Source organism: Celeribacter persicus (genome assembly GCF_003050785.1).
In the GTDB taxonomy this organism is placed as follows: Bacteria; Pseudomonadota; Alphaproteobacteria; order Rhodobacterales; family Rhodobacteraceae; genus Celeribacter; species Celeribacter persicus.
On the sequence record NZ_QAOH01000005.1, the window covers coordinates 143,417 to 162,777 of the forward strand.

Consider the following 19,361-nt stretch of genomic DNA (forward strand, 5'->3'; position numbering starts at 1 on the left):
AAGCCGCGAGACCCCATGAGGTCCGCGGCTTCAAAAATGTTCGTTCCCTTGTGACGGGAGCTTACGCGAGCGCGGCCTTCGCCTTATCGACGATGGCACCAAACGCATCGGGCTCGTGCACGGCAAGATCGGCGAGAACCTTACGGTCCACTTCGATGCCAGCCAGCGACAGGCCGTTGATGAATTTGGAGTAGGTCAGCGCTTCGTCATGGCTGCGCACGGCGGCGTTGATGCGCTGGATCCACAGAGCGCGGAAGTTGCGCTTGCGGGCCTTGCGGTCGCGGGTCGCGTACTGGTTCGCCTTGTCGACGGCCTGGGTCGCGGTGCGGAAGTTCCGGGAACGGGCGCCGTAGTAACCTTTGGCGGCCTTGAGAACTTTCTTGTGACGGGCGTGGGTAACGGTACCACCTTTGGTGCGGGACATCTGTCTCTACTCCCCTATTAGCGGTTGTACGGCATGTAGCCTTTGACGATCTTCGCGTCGGGCGCGGAGAGCGTCGTGGTGCCACGAGCGTCACGGATGAATTTGGTGGTGCGTTTGATCATGCCGTGGCGTTTGCCGGCCTGACCCGCTTTGACCTTGCCGGTGGCGGTCATTTTGAAGCGCTTCTTGGCGCTCGACTTCGTCTTCATCTTAGGCATTTCCATCTCCTTTATGGGGTGGTTTTCAACGCGACTCGGCATGCCATATCGCCGGACGCGTCCCATGAACGGCTGCCATTACAGCCGAGAAGGGTATTTGGCAAGCCTCATGGGTTCAGTTTTGGCTCAGTTTTCAAAAAATAACCGGATTTGCGCCATCACCCGCAGCAAAGCCGCCGGAATATCCGCAATCGCGTACCCCTCGGGATGAAGGACCAAAGCGGCAACGAACATACTCCCGCCCACGATCACCATCCCCGTAGCGAAACGAGGGGCACGGGCCTCGGAATAGGCGCTTACGGCATTGGGCACGGCAAGCACACAGAGCGCCGCACCCAACACGAGAAGAAAATCCGTGACCATCGCACGGCAGCCTTATTCCGGGTCGGTGTTGAAGATCAGCCGCTCCTCACAGGGCGCGACCCGCAGGATGTTGGTCGAACCCGCATGGTTGAACGGAATACCCGCCACCACGACGATCTTGTCGGCCTCGGTCGCAAAACCCGAGGTCCGCGCCGCCCGCGCGGCATTGACCACCGCCATCTTGAAGCGCTCCACCTCACCGGTCATCACACAATGCATGCCCCAATAGAGGCAAAGCTTGCGCGCGGTGTTACGGCGCGAGGTCATGGCAATGATCGGCACATGCGGACGCTCCCGCGCGGTCAGTGCTGCCGTGGTGCCGCTTTCGGAATAACAGACAACGGCTTTGACATCGGTGGTCTCCGCGATCTCACGGGCGGCCGAAACGATGGCGTCCGCAACCGTCTGCTTCTTGATCCCGGCGCGCGAGGCATCGAGCACGTCGCGATACACCGGATCGCTTTCCACCTCGACGGCCACATTGTTCATCGTGGTTACGGCTTCGACCGGGTAGTTGCCCGCTGCGGATTCCGCCGACAGCATGATCGCATCGGCGCCCTCGTAGATCGCGGTCGCCACATCGGAGACCTCGGCACGGGTCGGCATCGGGCTTTCGATCATGCTCTCAAGCATCTGGGTCGCCACGATCACCGGCTTCGCCGCCGCACGGCAACGCCGGGTCAGACGTTTCTGGATCGGCGGCACGGCCTGCACCGGCAGTTCGACGCCAAGATCGCCACGCGCCACCATGATACCGTCGGAGACCGCAAGAATGTCTTCGAAAGCCTCGACAGCGGAGGGTTTCTCTATCTTGGCCAGCACAGAAGCACGGCCTTTCACAAGCTCCTTGGCCTCAAGCATATCTTCCGGGCGCTGCACGAAGGACAGCGCCACCCAGTCGACGCCAAGATCGCAGACGAATTCGAGATCCTTGCGGTCCTTGGGCGACAAGGCCGCCAGAGGCAGCACCACATCGGGCACGTTCACCCCCTTGCGATTGGAGATCGTGCCGCCGACGATGACGACGCACTCGGCGAAATCGGGACCGCAATCTTCGACCTTGAGACGAATCTTGCCATCATTGACCAGAAGCGTGGCCCCCGGCTTCAAAGCCGCGAAAATCTCCGGATGCGGCAGTTGCACCCGGTCGCCATTGCCCGGCGCGTCATCGAGATCGAGGCGGAACTTATCGCCCTCTTCGAGATCGTGCGCCTCATGCGCGAATTTTCCCACCCGCAACTTCGGCCCCTGCAAATCGGCGAGAATCGCGATCGGGCGACCAAGGTCGGTTTCGATCTTGCGGATGATCGCGTGGCGGGCACGGATTTCCTCGTGATCGCCATGGCTCATGTTCAGACGGAACACATCTGCGCCCGCCTCTGAAAGCGCGCGGATGGTGTCGTAATCATTGGAGGATGGGCCCAAAGTGGCCACGATTTTCACATTCCGAAGGCGTCTCATAACGGCCTGATGTCCTTTCGGTCTTTTTACGGTTCGCGGTGGGCCATCTTCTCTATGACGCAAAGAAGGCGTCGGCACAACTGGCCCTGCCTGCACAAAGCGCGTATTGCAGTCCTGACAGGCAAAGGTGACGCGAAAATGACCGATCATCCCCCATTTCATATCGACGGCACGGAGAGGCCGGGACGCTGGCTTGTGACATGCGATCACGCCACGAACCGGGTGCCGCCGGAGATCGGCCCCGATCTCGGCATTGCGGCGGCAGATATGGCGCGCCATATCGCCTATGATGTCGGCGCACTGGGGGTGAGCCGGAAGCTGGGGCGCCTTCTGGACAGTCCGATGATCCACACGGACTATTCCCGCCTCGTGATCGACCCGAACCGGGGAGAGGACGATCCGACGCTGGTGATGAAGCTTTATGACGGCACCCTTATCCCGCGCAATCGCCACGCCGACGCGGCGGAGGTGGAGCGGCGTCTGGCGCTGTTTCATCGCCCTTATCACGACGCTTATGAAGCGCTTTGCGCGGGGCGGGACGATGTGGTGATCTGCGCGATGCACAGCTTTACCCCGCAATTGAAAAGCCGCCCGCGCAGGCCGTGGCAAATCGGCATTCTATCGGCCTATGACAAACGCTTCACAACCCCGTTCATCAAAGCGCTCGAATCTTCCGAAAGCTTGCTGGCCGAAGCGAAAAAGATCGGCGAACGCCTCGTGATCGGCGACAACGAACCCTATGACGGCCATCTACCGGGGGATGCCATCGACCGCCATGCGCTGCACCACGGGCGTCTGAACCTTCTGATCGAGATCCGCTCCGACCTCATTGAGACGCCGGAACAACAGGCCCATTGGGCCGCGCTCCTCGCCCCCATCCTTCAAGCCACGCTCAAAGAAACAGGATTGTAACCATGCCCCATGTCGTCATCGACTTCTCCGAAGGCTTAGAAACCGCCTTCGATATGTCGCAGCTTTGCGAAACCGTGTTCGAAACCCTCATTCTGGATGTCGAGATTAACGCTCCCGCCCTCAAGGTCCGCGTCCGACCGCAACCCTATTTCAAGATCGGCACAGAACCCGCGACCTTTGCCCATGCCACGCTCTATCTGCTCGAAGGTCGCGATGACGAGACAAAGGCGCGCCTTTCCGATATCGTCCTGAAAGCGATGGATCGGGTCCTGCCAACGGTCGGCAGCCTCTCCGTCGATGTGCGGGACATGAACAAACTGGCCTATGCCAAACGCGTGAAAGGGTGAGATATGCCGGAGATTGACGACAAGACCATGGTGGAGATCGAAGCCGCAGCTTTTCGCACACTGCGCGATCACCTGATGAACAAACGCCCCGATGTGCAGAACATCGACATGATGAACCTCGCTGGCTTTTGCCGTAATTGCCTGTCGCGCTGGGTGCAGGAAGCCGCCGCCGAACGTGGTATCGAAATGACCAAGGACGAGGCGCGCGAGCTTTATTACGGCATGCCCTACGACGACTGGAAAGCACAGAATCAGACGGAGGCGGATGCCGCGAAACAGGAGGCTTTTGCCAAAGCCTTTGCCGAGAATGTCGGCACGGAGGGGCAAAAATGAAACCCGCCGACCAGCTTGCACAATTCGTCCGCGAAGCGCTCGTGGCAGGCCGCAGCCGCGACGAAATCGCAGTCGCCCTGACCGAGGCGGGCTGGGCCAGGACCGAGGTCGAAGATGCGCTGGCGACATGGGCCGACATGGGATTTACACCCCCTGTGCCGCGCCCGCGCCCCTATGTCTCGGCAAAGGAGGCGTTCTTTTACGCGCTGATGTTCGTCGCTCTCGGGATGACGGCGTGGCACATCGTCGATCTGGGGTTTGACCTGATCGAGCACTGGATGTCCGACACCGACGTCGTTTATTTCCGCAACAGTAATAATTCGATGCGCTGGTCGATCTCAGCGCTCATCGTGTTCTTCCCGCTTTTCATGCTGATGCAGCGCACTGAGGCCCGCGGACTCGCGCGTGACCCGAGCCGTAAACGCTCCGCCGTGCGCAAATGGTTCGGGTATATCACGCTGTTCTTCTCTGCCCTCACGCTTCTGGGCGATCTTTTGAGCGCGATCTATGCACTTCTGAGCGGCGATCTGACGCTGGAATTCATCCTCAAGCTGCTGCTTGTGGGGGGCGTGGCCGGTATGGTGTTCGGCTATTTTCAGGGTGCGATGAGGGATGCCGAAGATGGACGCTAAGCTCTGGCCGCAACTGTCGTTAACCATGCTTGTCATAAGCATCGTGATCGCAGGCCTCATAACCGTCGGTGGACCCGAAGCCGGACGGGTCGAAAAACGCGATGATCAGCGATACCGGGAATTGCAGGATGTGCGGCGACAGTTGGACTGTCTCGCTCGCGCCGGGGGCGAAAGCCTGCCTGCCGAGATCATCGAGACGGAAACCTGTTCCTCCGCCCTGTCCGAGGGTGCATTGCTGCTCTCGGAGGGCTATCGCTACCTGCCGCAAGACGACGGCAACTATCTGCTATGCGCCACATTCGAGGATATCGACAAGCTGCGACAGCGGTATCTGCGAGGGGAAATTGACAGCGGCGGCTGCATAAACGGCACGATCAACTGACCCCAACAAAAAAGCCCGCCATTTTGGCGAGCTTTTTCATGGATGATCGGGTTCTGCTCAAAGCGCAGTTTTCGGCATCTCTGCGATGTAAATCTCACGCAGACGTCTGGAGACAGGCCCCGGCTTGCCCGTCCCAACGGTCACGCCATCAATTTCCACAATCGGCTGGCTGAACCCGGTGGCCGAGGTCGCGAAGGCCTCATCGGCAGCCTGGGCCTCTTCGATGGTGAAGGGACGCTCTTCGACTTTCATCTGCGCTTCTTTGGCGAATTTGAGAATCGCGGCGCGGGTGATGCCGTGCAGGATGTCATTCGACAACTGGCGCGTGATGATCACACCATCTTTAACGATATACACGTTGTTGGCGTAGCCTTCTGTCACAAACCCATCCTCAACGAACCAGGCATCTGTCGCCCCGGCTTTCTTCGCCTGCATTTTGGCAAAAGACGGGTACAGGAGCTGCGTGGTTTTAATATCGCGACGGCCCCAGCGCAAATCCTCCACGGAGATCACCTTGATCCCCTCATCAAGCGATTTGCTCTCGGTGATTTTCTTGGCAAAGGTAAACAATACGATGCCACCCTTGACCTCTTCGGGGTCCGGCCAGACGAAATCCCGATCCGCACCCGCACCACGGGTGACCTGAAGGTAGATCCCACCTTCTTCAAGATTGTTTTTTTCGATGAGCTGATGATGGATCTCCAAAAGCTCGTCCATCGTGACGGGCGAAATCATCTGCAACTCATTGAGAGAACGTTGCAGGCGCGCAGTGTGCCCCTGGAAATCAAGCAGTTTACCGCCCAGAACAGAGGTCACCTCGTAAACTGCATCCGCCATCAGGAACCCACGGTCGAAAATAGATACTTTGGCCTCGGTTTCCGGCAGGTATTCGCCGTTCACATAGACGGTACGGGTCATTTCATTCTCCTTAAATGACATCAGCCCCAGAGGGCGCGCGCCGGCGGGTGGACCCCGTCCGCGTCGTATTTCAAAGGCTCGGCACGGTCTTCCGCCAAAAGCAGGGGGCCGTCAAGGTCCACGACACGGGCACCTTGTGCCACGATCACTGCCGGGGCCATCGCCAGAGAGGTCCCGACCATGCAGCCGACCATGATGCCATAGCCCTCGGCGCGGGCCGCCTTGCGCAGTTCCAAAGCCTCGGTGAGCCCACCGGTCTTGTCGAGCTTGATGTTGATGACATCGTATTTGCCCTTGAGATCCGGCAGGCTCGCCCGGTCGTGACAGGATTCGTCGGCGCAGACCGGAAGGGGCCTTTCAATCTCCGCCAACATGTCATCCTGCCCGGCAGGCATGGGTTGTTCCACAAGCTTCACGCCAAGCCGCACCAGATGCGGCGCGAGATCGGCATAGACCTCCGCACTCCAACCCTCGTTGGCATCGACGATGATATCCGACTTCGGCGCACCCCGGCGCACGGCTTCGAGCCGCGCCATATCGTCCGGCGTACCGAGTTTGATTTTCAACAAAGGCCGGTGCGCGTGTTTTGCGGCAGAGGCCTGCATCTCTTCGGGAGTGGCGAGCGACAGCGTATAGGCGGTGATCATCGGGATCGGCGCGGGCAGGTCCAGCAATTGCCAGACCCGCTTGCTCGCCTGCTTCGCCGCCAAATCCCAAAGCGCACAGTCGACCGCGTTGCGCGCCGCACCGGGTTCCAAAGCCTCTTGCAGCGTCGCGCGCGTGATGTCTTCGGGAAGGGCCTCGATCTGTGCCGTCACACTCTCAAGGCTTTCGCCATAGCGCGCATAGGGCACGCATTCGCCCCAGCCTTCGAAATCACCATCCGTGGCGCGCACCGTGACTACCCTGGCCTCCGTGCGTGAACCGCGGGAAATAGTGAAGACTTCCGCGAGACGAAAGCTTTCCTGTGTGACGGTCAGTCTGGTCATGAGGCCCTCCGAAATCCGCTTGTCTTGCGCGTCTTACAGCGCGGCAAGCGCATCGGCCAGACGGTCGGCACCCTGACGGAACGGATCGACGGTCGGCAGGCCCATCTCGTCCTCAACCTTGGCGAGATAAGCCAGTGCCTCTTCTTCAGACATATGCTGGGTGTTGATCGAGATGCCCACGACCTTGCAGTCCGGATTCGCCACTTTGGCAAGGTTCAATGCGGTGTCGCGCAGCGCTTCGAGCGACGGAAGTTTGAACCCCGGCAGACCACGCATATGTTCACGGGTCGGCTCGTGGCAAAGCACCAGCGCGTCCGGCTGACCGCCATGCACCAGTGCCATGGTCACACCGGAATAGGAGACGTGGAACAGGCTGCCCTGCCCTTCGATCAGGTCCCAGTGATCCGGATCGTTGTCCGGCGTCAGGTATTCGATGGAGCCGGCCATGAAATCGGCAATCACCGCATCGAGCGGCACACCGTCGCCGGTGATCAAGATGCCCGTCTGACCGGTGGCACGGAAGGTGGATTTCATGCCTTTCTCCCGCATGGATTTGTCCATCGCCAGAGCCGTGTACATCTTGCCCACGGAGCAATCGGTGCCTACAGCGAGACAGCGTTTGCCGCTGCGCTTCACACCATTGGCAATCGGATATTTGACGGAGGGCACACGCACGTCATGCAGCGTCCGGCCGAATGTCTTCGCCACCGCCGCAAGGTCTTCTTCGTCACGCAGCAGGTTGTGCAGGCCCGACGCGATGTCGAAACCTTCTTCAAGCGCGTCGATCAGCACCCTTTTCCATGCCGGGCTGATGATCCCGCCACGGTTGGCCACCCCGATCACCAGCGTCTTGGCCCCTGCGGCCTTCGCGGCCTTGAGGTCCATGTCCGGCAGTTTCATATCGGCCTTGCAACCGTCCATGCGGAACTGTCCAAGGGCGAATTCAGGACGCCAGTCCTTGATCCCTTGCGCCACTTTCGCGGCCAGTTGGTCAAGGGCATCGCCGAGGAAGAGAAGATACGGGGTTTCGATCATGGTGCAGCACTCCGGTTGCGTTTGAACCAGAGTGACCGAGATTCGCCGCAAAGTGCTTCGGAATTTGCGTCAGAGAAGCTGACGGAATGGGAGAATATCCCGATTTTGAAAAGAAATTCGGATGAAAATATAGTGTGACATTAAATTAGGCAGTTTAATAACTTTCTAAAGGGATTTTTCGGGACACGCTCTCAATAAAAGATATGTCGTTCGCCCCAACGAAGGAGGGCGATTTCATCGGTGCCGCGGCGCAGAATTTCCTTGCGGATCATCGCGCAGGATAATAACAACAATCCTGAAAAAATCATAACATCCTTATCAGGAGGAGATTGGATGTCCTTCCGCCTTCAGCCCGCCCCCGCAGAACGCCCGAACCGTTGCCAGCTTTTCGGCCCCGGCTCGAACACCAAGCTGTTCCCGAAAATGGCGGCCTCGGATGCCGATGTGATCAATCTCGACCTCGAAGACTCCGTCGCCCCCTCGGACAAGGATGTCGCCCGCGCCAATATCATCGAGGCGATCAATACGATTGATTGGGGTAAGAAAACCCTCGCCGTACGGATCAACTCGCTCGATACACCCTATTGGTACCGGGACGTGGTGGACCTTCTGGAACAGGCAGGCGAGCGCCTCGATCAGATCATGATCCCGAAAGTCGGCTGTGCCGAAGACATTTATGCCGTCGATGCACTTGTGACCGCCATTGAGCGCGCCAAGGGACGCACGAAAAAGATCGACTTCGAGGTGATCATCGAATCTGCCGCCGGCATCGCGCATGTCGAAGAGATCGCCGCCAGCTCTCCGCGCCTTGTCGCCATGAGCCTTGGCGCGGCGGATTTCGCGGCCTCAATGGGGATGCAGACAACCGGCATCGGCGGCACGCAGGAGAATTACTACATGCTGCACGGCGGCACCCGGCATTATTCCGACCCGTGGCACTGGGCGCAGGCCGCCATCGTCGCCGCCTGTCGCACCCATGGGGTTCTGCCCGTCGACGGGCCGTTCGGCGATTTCTCCGACGACGAAGGCTACCGCGCGCAGGCCCGCCGGTCGGCCACGCTCGGTATGGTCGGCAAATGGGCGATCCACCCGAAACAGATCGCGCTGGCCAACGAAGTGTTTACGCCCTCCGACGAAGCTGTCGCCGAAGCCCGCGAAATCCTTGCCGCGATGGAAGAAGCCAAGGCCTCGGGCGCAGGGGCAACCGTTTACAAAGGTCGTCTGGTGGACATCGCCTCGATCAAACAGGCGCAGGTGATCGTCGCCCAGTCCGAACTCATCGCGAACAGCTAAGGCTGACCTCCGGTCGTTTGGAGGAAGCGGCTGTCGAGGAAAGGCGCCCCGGGATTTGGGTTCCGGGGCGCTTTTGTATCATCTGATCGGAGCGTAAATCAGCGTTACCAAATCCTCCGGCGCTGTGTTCATGGGACTGTTCTCATAAATCTCGAAGGGCGGCCCGTCACGAGGTTCCTCTCCGCTCTCGGGCAGCCATTTGCCGAAGAGATAATTATAGGCCTGCCGCAATCCGGTGTAAGGACCGACATGGTGCAAAACGGCATAACGCCCGCCGCTCAGAGAAAACTGTTCGAGCGGCGGCACCAAAACGACCTCTTTCGTCAGGATGAAACCCGCCAGGCTCTGCATCTCTTCGACCGGCACTTCACCCGGGTTGGAAAAATAAACCCCTACCATAGGACCGAGCACAGGTGCCATCCCACGCGAAAACACCGTTTTGCCCGCAACTTCGAAGGCCCGCCCGATCTCCATGTAATCGCCCCGATGCGCCACCCCCGCGAGCTGCGTCGGAGCACGATTTTCAATCGTGATCGCGTACATTTCGTAATCTCCTTTCTCATTCAGCCGCAAAGGCGGCATTTCAACGCCCCGCGCCCGAAAGGCGGCAGGCGTCAGACCAAAGGTCTCCTGAAAGGCGCGGGCGAAACTGCGCGGATTGGGATAGCCGCAACACATGGCAATCCCCTCGATCCCGTCTTCGCTCCTGAGCAACAGATGAGCGGCCTTGAACAACCGCACCCGCCAGATGAAAGCGGCCACTGTCTCTCCGGTCATGCCGGAAAACACCCGGTGAAAGTGAAACCGCGACAGGGCGGCAACATCCGCAAGCGTATCGAGCGACAGATCGCTATCGAGATTGGCAGAAACATGGTCGAGCACCCGCAACAACCGGTCCTCGTATGAGTGTCGCCCCATATCATTTCCTTTCAACAAGTCCATGGGCCCGGAGATACCTCCCATGCAGATCACAAATCTTGCTGAGTTGCACCTTGGGGCGAAAATAGCCATATACGGGATCGAAACCGTTCGGAGGTCTGCATGACTCACTATCTCGAATTCGAAAAACCACTCGCCGAGATCGAGGGCAAAGCCGAAGAGCTGCGTGCTCTGGCCCGCGCCAACGAAGAGATGGATGTCGAGAAAGAAGCCGCCGCGCTGGACAAGAAAGCGGCCGATATGCTCAGGGACCTCTACAAGGGTCTGAGCCCCTGGCGCAAATGCCAGGTCGCGCGTCACCCCGACCGTCCGCATTGCAAGGATTACATCGAAGCGCTGTTCACCGAATACACGCCGCTTGCGGGCGACCGCAACTTTGCCGACGATCACGCCGTGATGGGTGGGCTTGCACGCTTCAACGATCAGCCCGTCGTGGTGATCGGTCAGGAAAAGGGCCATGACACCAAATCCCGCATCGAGCGCAATTTCGGCATGGCCCGTCCCGAGGGCTATCGTAAGGCCATCCGCCTGATGGACCTCGCGGATCGTTTCGGCCTCCCGGTGATCGCGTTGGTCGACACCCCCGGCGCCTATCCGGGCAAGGGCGCGGAAGAACGCGGCCAGTCGGAAGCCATCGCGCGCTCGACCGAGAAATGCCTCAACCTGAAAGTACCGATGATCTCCGTCATCATCGGTGAGGGCGGCTCCGGCGGCGCAGTCGCCTTTGCCTCCGCCAATAAGGTCGCGATGCTCGAACACTCCGTTTACTCGGTGATCTCCCCCGAGGGCTGCGCGTCGATCCTCTGGAAGGATGCGGAAAAAATGCGCGAGGCCGCCGAAGCCCTGCGCCTCACCGCGCAGGACCTGCACAAGCTCGGCATAATCGACCAGATCATCCCCGAACCTTTGGGCGGTGCGCAACGCGACCGGGAGGCGACGATTGCCGCCGTAGGCAAGGCGATCGAGGCCATGCTCGCGCCACTGAAAAAGAAAAAGCCGGAAACCATCCTGAAGGAACGTCGCAAAAAGTTCCTCGATATGGGGTCCAAGGGGCTGGCCGCCTGAGATTGAGTATTTGATCTGTGATTCGAAGGCCGTGCAAAAGCACGGCCTTTTCATTTACCACATGCTTCTGGCGGCGCGCTCCGGCCATTCCTCGTCATAGGCCTTGCCGCCGACCCGTCCCTCTGTGAGGGCGGCGAGAATGTCGCCCACCGTCGGCATGCCCACGCTGTCGTCACGCCCCTCCCAAAGCCCTGCGCGCATCAGGGCTCGGGCGCATTGGGTGTAAATCTCCGCGATTTCAAAAACGATGACCGAACGGGGATGTTTGCCATTCACCTCGAAGGTGCGGCGCAACTTCTCGTCCAGTGTCACGAACGCCCGCCCGTTCATCCGCACGACATTGTTCGAGCCGGGCACAAAGAGCATCAGGGAGGCACGCGGATCGCGCACGATATTGCGCAGGCTGTCGATCCGGTTGTTGCCTGCCCAGTCCGGCAAGGCGAGCGTACCGGGATCAAGTTCACGCAGCACCGGCTCCCTGTCGCCACGCGGCGAAGCGTCGGTGCCCTCGGGGCCGACCGTGGAGAGGATACAGAAACGGCAGCGCTCAAGCCAAAGCCGGAATTCCGGTGTCATCCGGCGTGCAACTTTTTCGGTCGCCGCAGGCCCCGCTTCTCCATAGAGCATTTCGAGTTCGGATATGTCAGTTACTGGTTTTATCATGTCGCTCCCCTTATGCGCCAAAGATCACGACAAGATGACGCTCAACGCTTAGACTTTCTGTGGCAGTTTGAATCCGGCCTCTTCCATCAACCGATCAGAGGCACTTTCGACCACCTCCTCCAACTCGGCCATGACAGATTTCATCTCCCGCCCCGCCGGAATACGCGGCAGGAATTCGACCACCGCCGTGCCCCGTCCGCGATAGATCCCATGACGTGGCCAGAAGACACCCACATTGGTGGCGGCGGGCACGAGGTCCTGTCCGGTCTGTTCATACAGCACGCCCGTGCCGATCTTGTATGGCATCCGCGCACCCGTCGCGACTCGGGTGCCTTGTGGAAAGATGATCAACTGCCCGGGCAGAGCGACCCCGGATTTCACGTCCGCGATCATCCTTTTGATGGCCAGACCGCGCTTGCCACGATCCACCGGAACGCAACCTATGCGCTTGGCATAGTACCCAATGATCGGGGTCCAGACGAGTTGCTTTTTCATGATGAATTTCGGCCGCGGCACGGCAGAAACAATCAGGATGATGTCGAAGAAACTTTGATGTTTCGCACCGATCAGCACTTCATCCGTGGGCACTTCGCCGCGAATTTCGGATTTCAGCCCCACGATCACCCGCGCCGAAAAGCGCACCCAATGGCTATAGCTATGCGCCGCCTTAAAGGCCCAGTCACGTTTGAGGATTGCCAAAGGTGTAAAGACGATCGCGAGCACCACCATGGCCAGATACATCTGGATCACGAAGATCAGCGAGAGAATCCATTGGATCGGATAGGGCATCACATCAACCTCCGAAGCGTCTGAGTGGCCGCGACACGCGTGGCTGCGAAAGCGACCAGCGCCGCCAGAACCGGGATCGTCAGAGGCCAGACCCACTGCCCCCCGACAAAACCCAGACCGGTGAGGAAACTCCCCGCCCCATCGGCACTCGGCAGAAGCGCGACAGCGACCATACCGAACAACGTGCCGATGACCGCCCCCATCAACCCGCGCAAAGTGAAGCGTCGCACGAAAGCGCCTGCAATGAAACGATCCGTTGCGCCGACGAGGCGCAGCGTACGGATCACCTGGCCGTTGGCGGCAAGGGCGGCATTGGCCGCCAGCGTGATCATCCCGGCGGTAACACCCGCGATCAGCAGGAGAGAGAGCACACCCAGCAACCGCAAACGTTCGGCGGCCCGCAACAGAGGTTTGCGCCAACGGCTGTGATCGTCGAGCACCGCACCGGGCGCTTCGCCCGCTAGGCGCAGGCGCAGCCCTTCGGCATCGAAGCCTTCGGGCATTTCCTGAATGTCGATCAAAGCGGGCAAGGGCAGCGTGTCGAGCGGCAGGTCCGGCCCGAACCAGGGTTCCAGAAGATCGGTTTCCTCCTCCGCCGTCAGCAACCGCGCGTCCGCCACCCCCGGCGTGGTCTCAAGCACCTTGAGCGCAGCGGCAATCTGGGTGTCGATCTGATCGGCAGGGGCGGAGATGCGCACGGTCGAGCCACGCGCCAACTCATTGCCCCAACGCTCCGCCAGACGCCCGGTCGCCATCGACAGCGCGAGCGCGAAAACGGCAAGAAAGGCCATGGCCGCCGAAGTGATCACGGTGAGCTGCGCCGTAAAGCCAGACGGCGGCACGACCCGCCCGGAGGCGCTTTCTCTGAAATTCAGAAAGGACAGAAGAATGGCTTTCACAGATCCGCCCCCGATTGTTGAATGCGCCGGTTGGAGATGCGCAGCACCCGCGCCGCGACTTGCGCCTTGGCCTGACGGATCAGATGCAGATCGTGGGTGGCGATCACTACGGTCTTGCCCATCCGGTTCAACTCGATGAGCAGTTGCAACAGGCGCAGCGACATTTCCCAATCGACGTTGCCCGTCGGCTCATCGGCCAGGATCACATCGGGCGACATAATCACCGCACGGGCGAGCGCCGCGCGCTGACGTTCGCCACCGGACAATTCGGGCGGGCGGGCGTGGATCTGTTCCGACAGCCCGACCCAGGCCAACAGGTCGGAGAGATCGCCATGATCGCGCGGCAGGCCGGACACGGTCAGCGGCAGGGCAACGTTTTCGGCGACACTCAGATGGTCGAGAAACTGGCAATCCTGATGCACCACCCCGATACGCCGACGCAACAGCGCCACTTCGTCGCGGCCCATGCTCCGGGTATCCTCGCCAAAAATGGAAACCCGTCCGGCGGTGGCCTGCAATTCACGGTAACAGAGCTTGAGAAAAGTCGTCTTGCCCGCTCCCGAAGGCCCGGTCAGGAAATGAAAAGACCCCGGCGCAAGCGTCAGGGACATCTCGGTCAGAAGCTCCCGCCCCCCGTAGCCGTAGCCAGCGTCATAAAACTCGATCACACGGCACCTCTGTGAGAACCCCTTTGTATTCGCGACAGTTTTGCCTCACCGGCCAAAAGCTTTCAATCCAACTGTCGCAAAAATATGGACAATTCGCACATGTGCGTTAAGAATTGTGGAAAATCGCGCAACTTCATGCGCATAATGTCTCGGTGGCAGGGGAAAATATGCGGCTGATCTGTCCCAACTGTGGCGCTCAATACGAGGTCGATGCACGTGTTATTCCGGATACGGGCCGGGATGTTCAGTGCTCGAACTGTGGCCACACCTGGTTCCAGCGCCCGGCACATCTCGATCCCGATCTGGCCGAAGAGTTGGGCTATGAATTGCCGCACGAGGGATCGGCTGAGGAACAGACCGAGACGGAAGAAACCGAGGCCGTCGTTCCCGAATTCGAGGATACGCCGGAGGCCACAGACAGCCCGGACATCACGACCGAAGAGGTAAGCGAACCGGAGCCGGAGGAAGAGCCAGAACCCGAGCCCGCCCCAGTTTCCCCCACCGTCGATGTGGAAGACGAACCGGAGGACGCGCCGGAAGAGGATGATGACGAACCGGCCCCCGCGCCTGCGCCCCAGAGCGGCTCCGCCCTCAAGGACAGTGTGCGCGACATTCTGCGCGCCGAGGTCGAGTTCGATCAGGCCATGCGCCAATCACAAGGCGAAACGCTGGAAACCCAGCCGGACCTCGGGCTCGAAGAACCCACTCAGGACAGCGCCAAAAAAAGCCTGCGCGACCGCATGGCGCGGCTGCGGGGGTTGGACCCTGCCGACAGTGGGATCGTCGCCGGAAGCGTCGCCGCCGCAACCGGCAAGCGCCGTGACCTTTTGCCGGATATCGAAGAAATCAACTCGACGCTGAGCGCTTCATCAGAACGCGACGAGGATGGCACCGTCCCCGACGAAAACACCCTTCGCGCCCGCGCGGAACGCTCCGGCTTCCGTTCCGTGTTCCTTGTGCTGGTGCTGGCGGCCCTCATGCTTGTGGCGCTTTATGTGCTGGCCCCGCTGATCGTGGCCAAAGTCCCTGCGCTGGCGGGGGTAATGGAAACCTATGTCGACGCGGCCAATGGGTTCCGCGCCTGGCTCGACCGGATTCTGTCGGCGGCGAGCACAAGGCTCAACGCCTTGCTCGGACACCTCAGCGGCTCCTGAGCCGGTAGCAATTCGCTCAGAACTGATCGAGCAGACGGTTGAGGTAATCGCGTTCTTCCGCCTGTCGTTGTTGCTCACCGGAACGGCGACGGATTTCGTCCAAAAGTTCTTCCGCCCGGCGATAGACATCTTCGCCCTCGTAAAGCTCGTCATCGCTGCCGAAACGTCCGGCCTCGCCGGGCTTGCGCCCAAGCGGATCGCGCCGCGCCGCATCATTGCCGGGCTGACCGCCGGCCTCGCCCTGTTGGCCTTCCTGATCCTGCTGGTTCTGCGCCTGTTGTTCGCCAAGGCGGCGCATGCCTTCGCGCAGGGCTTCCATCGCCTCGGCCTGACGCCCGAGCGCACCGTTGAGATCGCCTTCGCGCAGCGCATCTTCGGCCTCTTCCATCGCCCGATCTGCCCGCTCAAGAGCGCCGCCGACACTGTCGTCCGACCCCCTCTGACCGCCGGGAATATTGCCAAGCTGACGCTGCAACTCATCACGCAGGGCTTGCTGACGCTCTGAAAGGGATTGGCCGCTCTGCCCCTCTCCCGGTTGCTGTTGCCCGTTTTCGCCCTCGCCGGTCTCACCGTCACCGGGCTGACCTTCTGGCTGGCCTTGCTGACCGTTTTCCCCGAACTGCTGCTGCAAATCCGAGAAGGTATCGTCATTGAGCTGTTGCTGATCGCGCAGCATGTCCTGAAGGCCCTGCATACCTTGCTGACCGGGGCCGCCCTGGCCCTCGCCCTTGGTCACACGCATGTTTTCGAGCATCTCGGCCAACATATCCATGAGCTGCTGCGCCTCGGCCATGCGGCCTTGCTCCATCAATTCCTGAATGCGATCCATCAACTGCTGCAATTGATCCTGCGTGATCTGTTGGCCCTGATCCTGCCCCTGATCGGGCATATCGGTGCCATCGCCGTCATCGCCCTGCTGCTCCGCCAGTTGCTGCATGTAATCGCGGGTCGCCTCGCGCAGTTCCTGCATCAGCCGTTCGATCTCTTCCGGCGTCGCCCCGTCGCGCATCGCCTGCGACAGGCGCTCCTGCGCCCGGTGCAGACGCGCGAGCGCCTCCTTGAGCTGCCCGTCTTCCAGCTCCAGCGCAATGTCCCAGAGGTTGTCCGCAATGGTGTCGAGCTGTTCATCCGTCAGCCGACCCTCGCGCCCCTCGATCTGGCCGATGGTTTCGCGCAGGCGGAAATAGGTCGTCATCTCGTCGAACATCTCGGTCGGGTTGACCGAGACCGCGCGCAGCACCTGCGCCGTGCGCGCCGCGTTCTCGCGGTTCCACAAAAGCTCCCGTCGCTGATCGACAATGGCCGCCGCCAGCGGGTCGAAAAAGCGGCGGGTCGGCAGGATGTTTTCTCCCAGCGCAGCCGTACTCGCCTGCCCCGCCGCATCCCAGGCGGTCAGGCTCAGGCGGACGGGCAGACCGGCGAACGGATGCTCGGCAAGGTTTTCGGCAATCAGCCCCTCGATTTCCGTGCGATCCCCGGTTTGCGGCAACATGACCGGCAGGGTGATCGCCTCGCGCGGCTCCGGCGGCAGGATGAACCCATAGCGTTTTTCCACCGTCTCCGGATCGCGTGTGATGGTCAGTTCCGCCCGCGTCACCCCGAAATCGTCGCTCAGGCGAAATTCCTGACGCGCCTCACCCGATGGCGCACGGGTCATCGGCCCGATGAGTTCAGCCATCGGCGGCTGATCCGGTTGCAGCGCCACGTCCCAGAGCCGCCCTGTCGGACCGTCGATTTCGATCTCCCCCGCCTGACGGATGATGAAATCGTGCAGGCGCGTGTCCTCATCGCCGGAGACGGTTTCACGCAGGGTCAGAGCACCATCCTCGCCATAGAACCGAAGTGTCACATCGGACCCTTTCGGCACTTCGAAAGCAGGATCGAGATCGCCGAGATAGAGCGTCGGCTTACCGGCATAGGCGGGTGAGCGCACCCAGCCTTCCCAGATCGGACCGGAGGCAATTGCCATGCCACCCTCTCCCAGATCGCTCAGGGTCCCAGCCCGCTCGAAAGATCCGAACAAAAGGCCCATGGCAAGCGTCGTCAGCGCGACAAAGCGCAAAGCAAGAGGATCGGCAGAGGACAGCCGCAGCCTCGGTGCAATGGCATGTACCCCGCGCAACCGCTCCGCCATACGACGACGATGCGCGGCCCAGAGCGTCTCCGATGCGGCATCCCCCGCGCCGATCAACGGCGTATCAGAGAGCGCCTGCAACGGACGGCCCGGCAGGTCCGCATCGACCCGCGCCATGGCCTCCGCCGTACCAGGCAGACGCAGGTGTCGCAAACCGTGGATCAGGGCCCATAGCCCGGTCAACCCGAAAAGCACGGCAGAAAGCCAGAGCCCCCAGAGCGGCAAGACATCCTGCACGCCGAGCATGGCAAGACCGAGGGCGAAAACGACAAGCGAAAACAGCGGCCAGAAGGCCATCCCGAGCCGTTCATACAACAGCCCCGCCCACGTCACGCGCAAAGCGACCCTCACCCGTCGGGCAAGGTTCTGGCCAAGGCTGTCTCGGAGCTGTCGGTCAAATTCCATACGTCTCGCCCGGGGCTTCGGGCGCGCATCGGAATGATCCGCGCTCAGAGCCACGCAGGGATGGTATCGCGGTTTATCATCTCATCAAAGCTCGGACGCTTGCGAATGACGGCGAATTGATCGCCTTTCACCAGAACCTCGGGAATGAGCGGCCGGGAATTATATTCCGAAGCCATCACCGCGCCATAAGCGCCCGCCGAGCGGAAGGCGACAAGATCGCCCTCGCCGAGCCCGGGCATATTGCGCGCCTTGGCAAAGGTATCGCCGGTTTCACAGACCGGCCCGACGATGTCCATCGGGCCCTGCTCCGCCCCCACCACGGGTTCCACCACCGGAATGATGTCGTGATAGGCGTCATACATCGAAGGCCGCACCAAATCGTTCATCGCCGCATCGAGGATGAGGAAATCACGCCCCTCGCCATGTTTGAGATAAATAACGGAGGAGACGAGAATTCCCGCATTACCGGAAATCAGACGTCCCGGCTCGATCTCGATCTCACAATCCAAATGTCCCAGCGTGCGCCTCACCAGATGGCCATATTCCACAGGCAACGGCGGGGCGGTGTTCGAACGCTCGTAAGGAATACCAAGCCCCCCGCCCAGATCGAGACGGCGGATCTCATGCCCGTCGGCACGCAGGGTATCGGTTAGTTCCGCGATCTTGGTAAACGCCAGTTCGAACGGCTCCAACTGCGTCAATTGCGAACCGATATGCACGTCGATACCGATCACCTCGATCCCCGGCATCTCGCCCGCACGCCTGTAAACTTCACGACAGGAGGCAATCGGGATGCCGAACTTGTTCTCCGACTTTCCTGTGGCGATTTTCGCATGGGTTTTTGCATCCACATCCGGGTTCACCCGCAATGCGATGGGCGCTTTCATCCCAAGGGACACAGCCACTTCGTTGAGCGCTTCAAGTTCCGGCTCGCTTTCGACGTTGAACTGACGAATGCCACCTTCGAGTGCGATACGCATTTCCTCACGCGTCTTGCCGACGCCGGAAAACACGATGCGCTCGCCGGGGAAACCGGCCGCCTTGGCCTTGAGATACTCGCCGATAGAAACCACATCGACCCCGGCCCCCAATTCGCACATGAGCCTGAGCACGGCGAGGTTGGAATTCGATTTCATCGCGAAACAGACGAGATGGTCCATCCCCGTCAGCGCCTCGTCGAACAGCTTGAAATGCCGGGTCAGCGTTGCGGTGGAATAAACGTAGAACGGCGTGCCGACCTGGGCGGCAATGTCGCTCACAGCCACGTCTTCGGCATGGAGCACGCCGTCTTTGTAGAGGAAATGGTCCATCTTGGGTCTTTCGCTTTCGGGGCGGGCA

22 protein-coding genes are annotated in these 19,361 nt (G+C 60.6%); 8 read left to right on the forward strand and 14 right to left on the reverse strand.

What is annotated here, in order from left to right:
- Positions 1 to 61: 61 nt before the first annotated feature.
- The 4 genes from rplT to pyk all read right to left on the reverse strand — a co-directional run bounded on the left by rplT (position 62) and on the right by pyk (position 2,466).
- The gene (rplT, locus tag C8N42_RS08480; protein WP_107816130.1) at positions 62 to 424 is read right to left on the reverse strand and encodes a 50S ribosomal protein L20; all 363 of its coding nucleotides are present in this window, start codon (positions 422 to 424) and stop codon (positions 62 to 64) included.
- Between the two features lie 17 nt (positions 425 to 441).
- Positions 442 to 642 (reverse strand): 50S ribosomal protein L35, encoded by a 201-nt coding sequence (gene rpmI / locus C8N42_RS08485; RefSeq protein ID WP_066702600.1) that lies wholly within the window; start codon positions 640 to 642, stop codon positions 442 to 444.
- Positions 643 to 768: 126 nt separating this feature from the next.
- Positions 769 to 1,005 carry a hypothetical protein gene (locus C8N42_RS08490; protein ID WP_107816131.1) on the reverse strand — a complete coding sequence of 79 codons (237 nt, stop codon included), beginning with the start codon at positions 1,003 to 1,005 and terminating at the stop codon, positions 769 to 771.
- Between the two features lie 12 nt (positions 1,006 to 1,017).
- Complete coding sequence (gene pyk / locus C8N42_RS08495; RefSeq protein ID WP_107816132.1) at positions 1,018 to 2,466, reverse strand: pyruvate kinase; 1,449 nt, start codon at positions 2,464 to 2,466, stop codon at positions 1,018 to 1,020.
- A 138-nt stretch (positions 2,467 to 2,604) separates the two neighbouring features.
- Between pyk and C8N42_RS08500 the strand changes: the two genes are divergently transcribed.
- The 5 genes from C8N42_RS08500 to C8N42_RS08520 are packed head-to-tail and all read left to right on the forward strand — an operon-like array spanning position 2,605 to position 5,072.
- On the forward strand, positions 2,605 to 3,378 hold the full coding sequence (locus C8N42_RS08500) for an N-formylglutamate amidohydrolase (RefSeq protein WP_107816133.1): 774 nt from the start codon (positions 2,605 to 2,607) through the stop codon (positions 3,376 to 3,378).
- Between the two features lie 2 nt (positions 3,379 to 3,380).
- Positions 3,381 to 3,725, forward strand: a complete 345-nt coding sequence (locus C8N42_RS08505) for a 5-carboxymethyl-2-hydroxymuconate Delta-isomerase (RefSeq protein WP_107816134.1) — start codon at positions 3,381 to 3,383, stop codon at positions 3,723 to 3,725.
- Positions 3,726 to 3,728: 3 nt separating this feature from the next.
- A complete protein-coding gene (locus C8N42_RS08510) occupies positions 3,729 to 4,058 on the forward strand; it encodes a DUF1244 domain-containing protein (protein WP_107816135.1) in 330 nt (109 codons plus the stop codon).
- The gene (locus C8N42_RS08515; protein ID WP_107816136.1) at positions 4,055 to 4,690 is read left to right on the forward strand and encodes a DUF5671 domain-containing protein; all 636 of its coding nucleotides are present in this window, start codon (positions 4,055 to 4,057) and stop codon (positions 4,688 to 4,690) included. The genes C8N42_RS08510 and C8N42_RS08515 overlap by 4 nt, the downstream gene beginning before the upstream one ends.
- Positions 4,680 to 5,072, forward strand: a complete 393-nt coding sequence (locus tag C8N42_RS08520; protein WP_107816137.1) for a hypothetical protein — start codon at positions 4,680 to 4,682, stop codon at positions 5,070 to 5,072. The genes C8N42_RS08515 and C8N42_RS08520 overlap by 11 nt, the downstream gene beginning before the upstream one ends.
- A 57-nt stretch (positions 5,073 to 5,129) precedes the next feature.
- Here C8N42_RS08520 and C8N42_RS08525 read toward each other — a convergent pair whose 3' ends face one another.
- The 3 genes from C8N42_RS08525 to dgcN are packed head-to-tail and all read right to left on the reverse strand — an operon-like array spanning position 5,130 to position 8,014.
- Positions 5,130 to 5,990, reverse strand: coding sequence for a D-amino-acid transaminase (locus tag C8N42_RS08525; RefSeq protein WP_107816138.1), 861 nt, complete (start codon positions 5,988 to 5,990; stop codon positions 5,130 to 5,132).
- Positions 5,991 to 6,010: 20 nt separating this feature from the next.
- Positions 6,011 to 6,979, reverse strand: coding sequence for an N-acetyl-D-Glu racemase DgcA (gene dgcA, locus C8N42_RS08530; RefSeq protein WP_107816139.1), 969 nt, complete (start codon positions 6,977 to 6,979; stop codon positions 6,011 to 6,013).
- Positions 6,980 to 7,012: 33 nt separating this feature from the next.
- Positions 7,013 to 8,014: an N-acetyltransferase DgcN gene (dgcN, locus tag C8N42_RS08535; RefSeq protein WP_107816140.1), complete on the reverse strand. Its 1,002-nt coding sequence runs from the start codon at positions 8,012 to 8,014 to the stop codon at positions 7,013 to 7,015.
- A 333-nt stretch (positions 8,015 to 8,347) separates the two neighbouring features.
- Here dgcN and C8N42_RS08540 point away from each other — a divergent pair, with 333 nt between their 5' ends.
- The gene (locus C8N42_RS08540) at positions 8,348 to 9,307 is read left to right on the forward strand and encodes an L-malyl-CoA/beta-methylmalyl-CoA lyase (protein ID WP_107816141.1); all 960 of its coding nucleotides are present in this window, start codon (positions 8,348 to 8,350) and stop codon (positions 9,305 to 9,307) included.
- A 78-nt stretch (positions 9,308 to 9,385) separates the two neighbouring features.
- On the opposite strand, the gene C8N42_RS08545 is transcribed toward C8N42_RS08540, so the two are convergent.
- The gene (locus C8N42_RS08545; protein ID WP_107816142.1) at positions 9,386 to 10,225 is read right to left on the reverse strand and encodes an AraC family transcriptional regulator; all 840 of its coding nucleotides are present in this window, start codon (positions 10,223 to 10,225) and stop codon (positions 9,386 to 9,388) included.
- Positions 10,226 to 10,348: 123 nt separating this feature from the next.
- Here C8N42_RS08545 and C8N42_RS08550 point away from each other — a divergent pair, with 123 nt between their 5' ends.
- Positions 10,349 to 11,311 carry an acetyl-CoA carboxylase carboxyltransferase subunit alpha gene (locus tag C8N42_RS08550; RefSeq protein ID WP_107816143.1) on the forward strand — a complete coding sequence of 321 codons (963 nt, stop codon included), beginning with the start codon at positions 10,349 to 10,351 and terminating at the stop codon, positions 11,309 to 11,311.
- Between the two features lie 54 nt (positions 11,312 to 11,365).
- Here the strand turns inward: C8N42_RS08550 and C8N42_RS08555 are convergent, their stop codons facing one another.
- Genes C8N42_RS08555 through C8N42_RS08570 form a run of 4 tightly spaced genes read right to left on the reverse strand, consistent with a single transcriptional unit; the run spans position 11,366 to position 14,330 of the window.
- On the reverse strand, positions 11,366 to 11,974 hold the full coding sequence (locus tag C8N42_RS08555; protein ID WP_425430520.1) for an MSMEG_1061 family FMN-dependent PPOX-type flavoprotein: 609 nt from the start codon (positions 11,972 to 11,974) through the stop codon (positions 11,366 to 11,368).
- A 48-nt stretch (positions 11,975 to 12,022) separates the two neighbouring features.
- A complete protein-coding gene (locus C8N42_RS08560) occupies positions 12,023 to 12,763 on the reverse strand; it encodes a lysophospholipid acyltransferase family protein (RefSeq protein ID WP_107816144.1) in 741 nt (246 codons plus the stop codon).
- Positions 12,763 to 13,662, reverse strand: a complete 900-nt coding sequence (locus C8N42_RS08565; RefSeq protein WP_107816145.1) for a cell division protein FtsX — start codon at positions 13,660 to 13,662, stop codon at positions 12,763 to 12,765. Before C8N42_RS08565 ends, C8N42_RS08560 begins: the two co-directional genes overlap by 1 nt.
- A complete protein-coding gene (locus C8N42_RS08570) occupies positions 13,659 to 14,330 on the reverse strand; it encodes a cell division ATP-binding protein FtsE (protein WP_107816146.1) in 672 nt (223 codons plus the stop codon). The genes C8N42_RS08565 and C8N42_RS08570 overlap by 4 nt, the downstream gene beginning before the upstream one ends.
- A gap of 167 nt (positions 14,331 to 14,497) precedes the next feature.
- Between C8N42_RS08570 and C8N42_RS08575 the strand changes: the two genes are divergently transcribed.
- The gene (locus tag C8N42_RS08575) at positions 14,498 to 15,484 is read left to right on the forward strand and encodes a zinc-ribbon domain-containing protein (protein WP_107816147.1); all 987 of its coding nucleotides are present in this window, start codon (positions 14,498 to 14,500) and stop codon (positions 15,482 to 15,484) included.
- A 16-nt stretch (positions 15,485 to 15,500) separates the two neighbouring features.
- Here C8N42_RS08575 and C8N42_RS08580 read toward each other — a convergent pair whose 3' ends face one another.
- Both C8N42_RS08580 and lysA read right to left on the reverse strand, forming a co-directional pair.
- Complete coding sequence (locus tag C8N42_RS08580; RefSeq protein ID WP_107816148.1) at positions 15,501 to 18,023, reverse strand: DUF4175 domain-containing protein; 2,523 nt, start codon at positions 18,021 to 18,023, stop codon at positions 15,501 to 15,503.
- 44 nt (positions 18,024 to 18,067) lie between these two features.
- Positions 18,068 to 19,333, reverse strand: a complete 1,266-nt coding sequence (gene lysA, locus C8N42_RS08585; protein WP_107816149.1) for a diaminopimelate decarboxylase — start codon at positions 19,331 to 19,333, stop codon at positions 18,068 to 18,070.
- Positions 19,334 to 19,361: the final 28 nt, after the last annotated feature.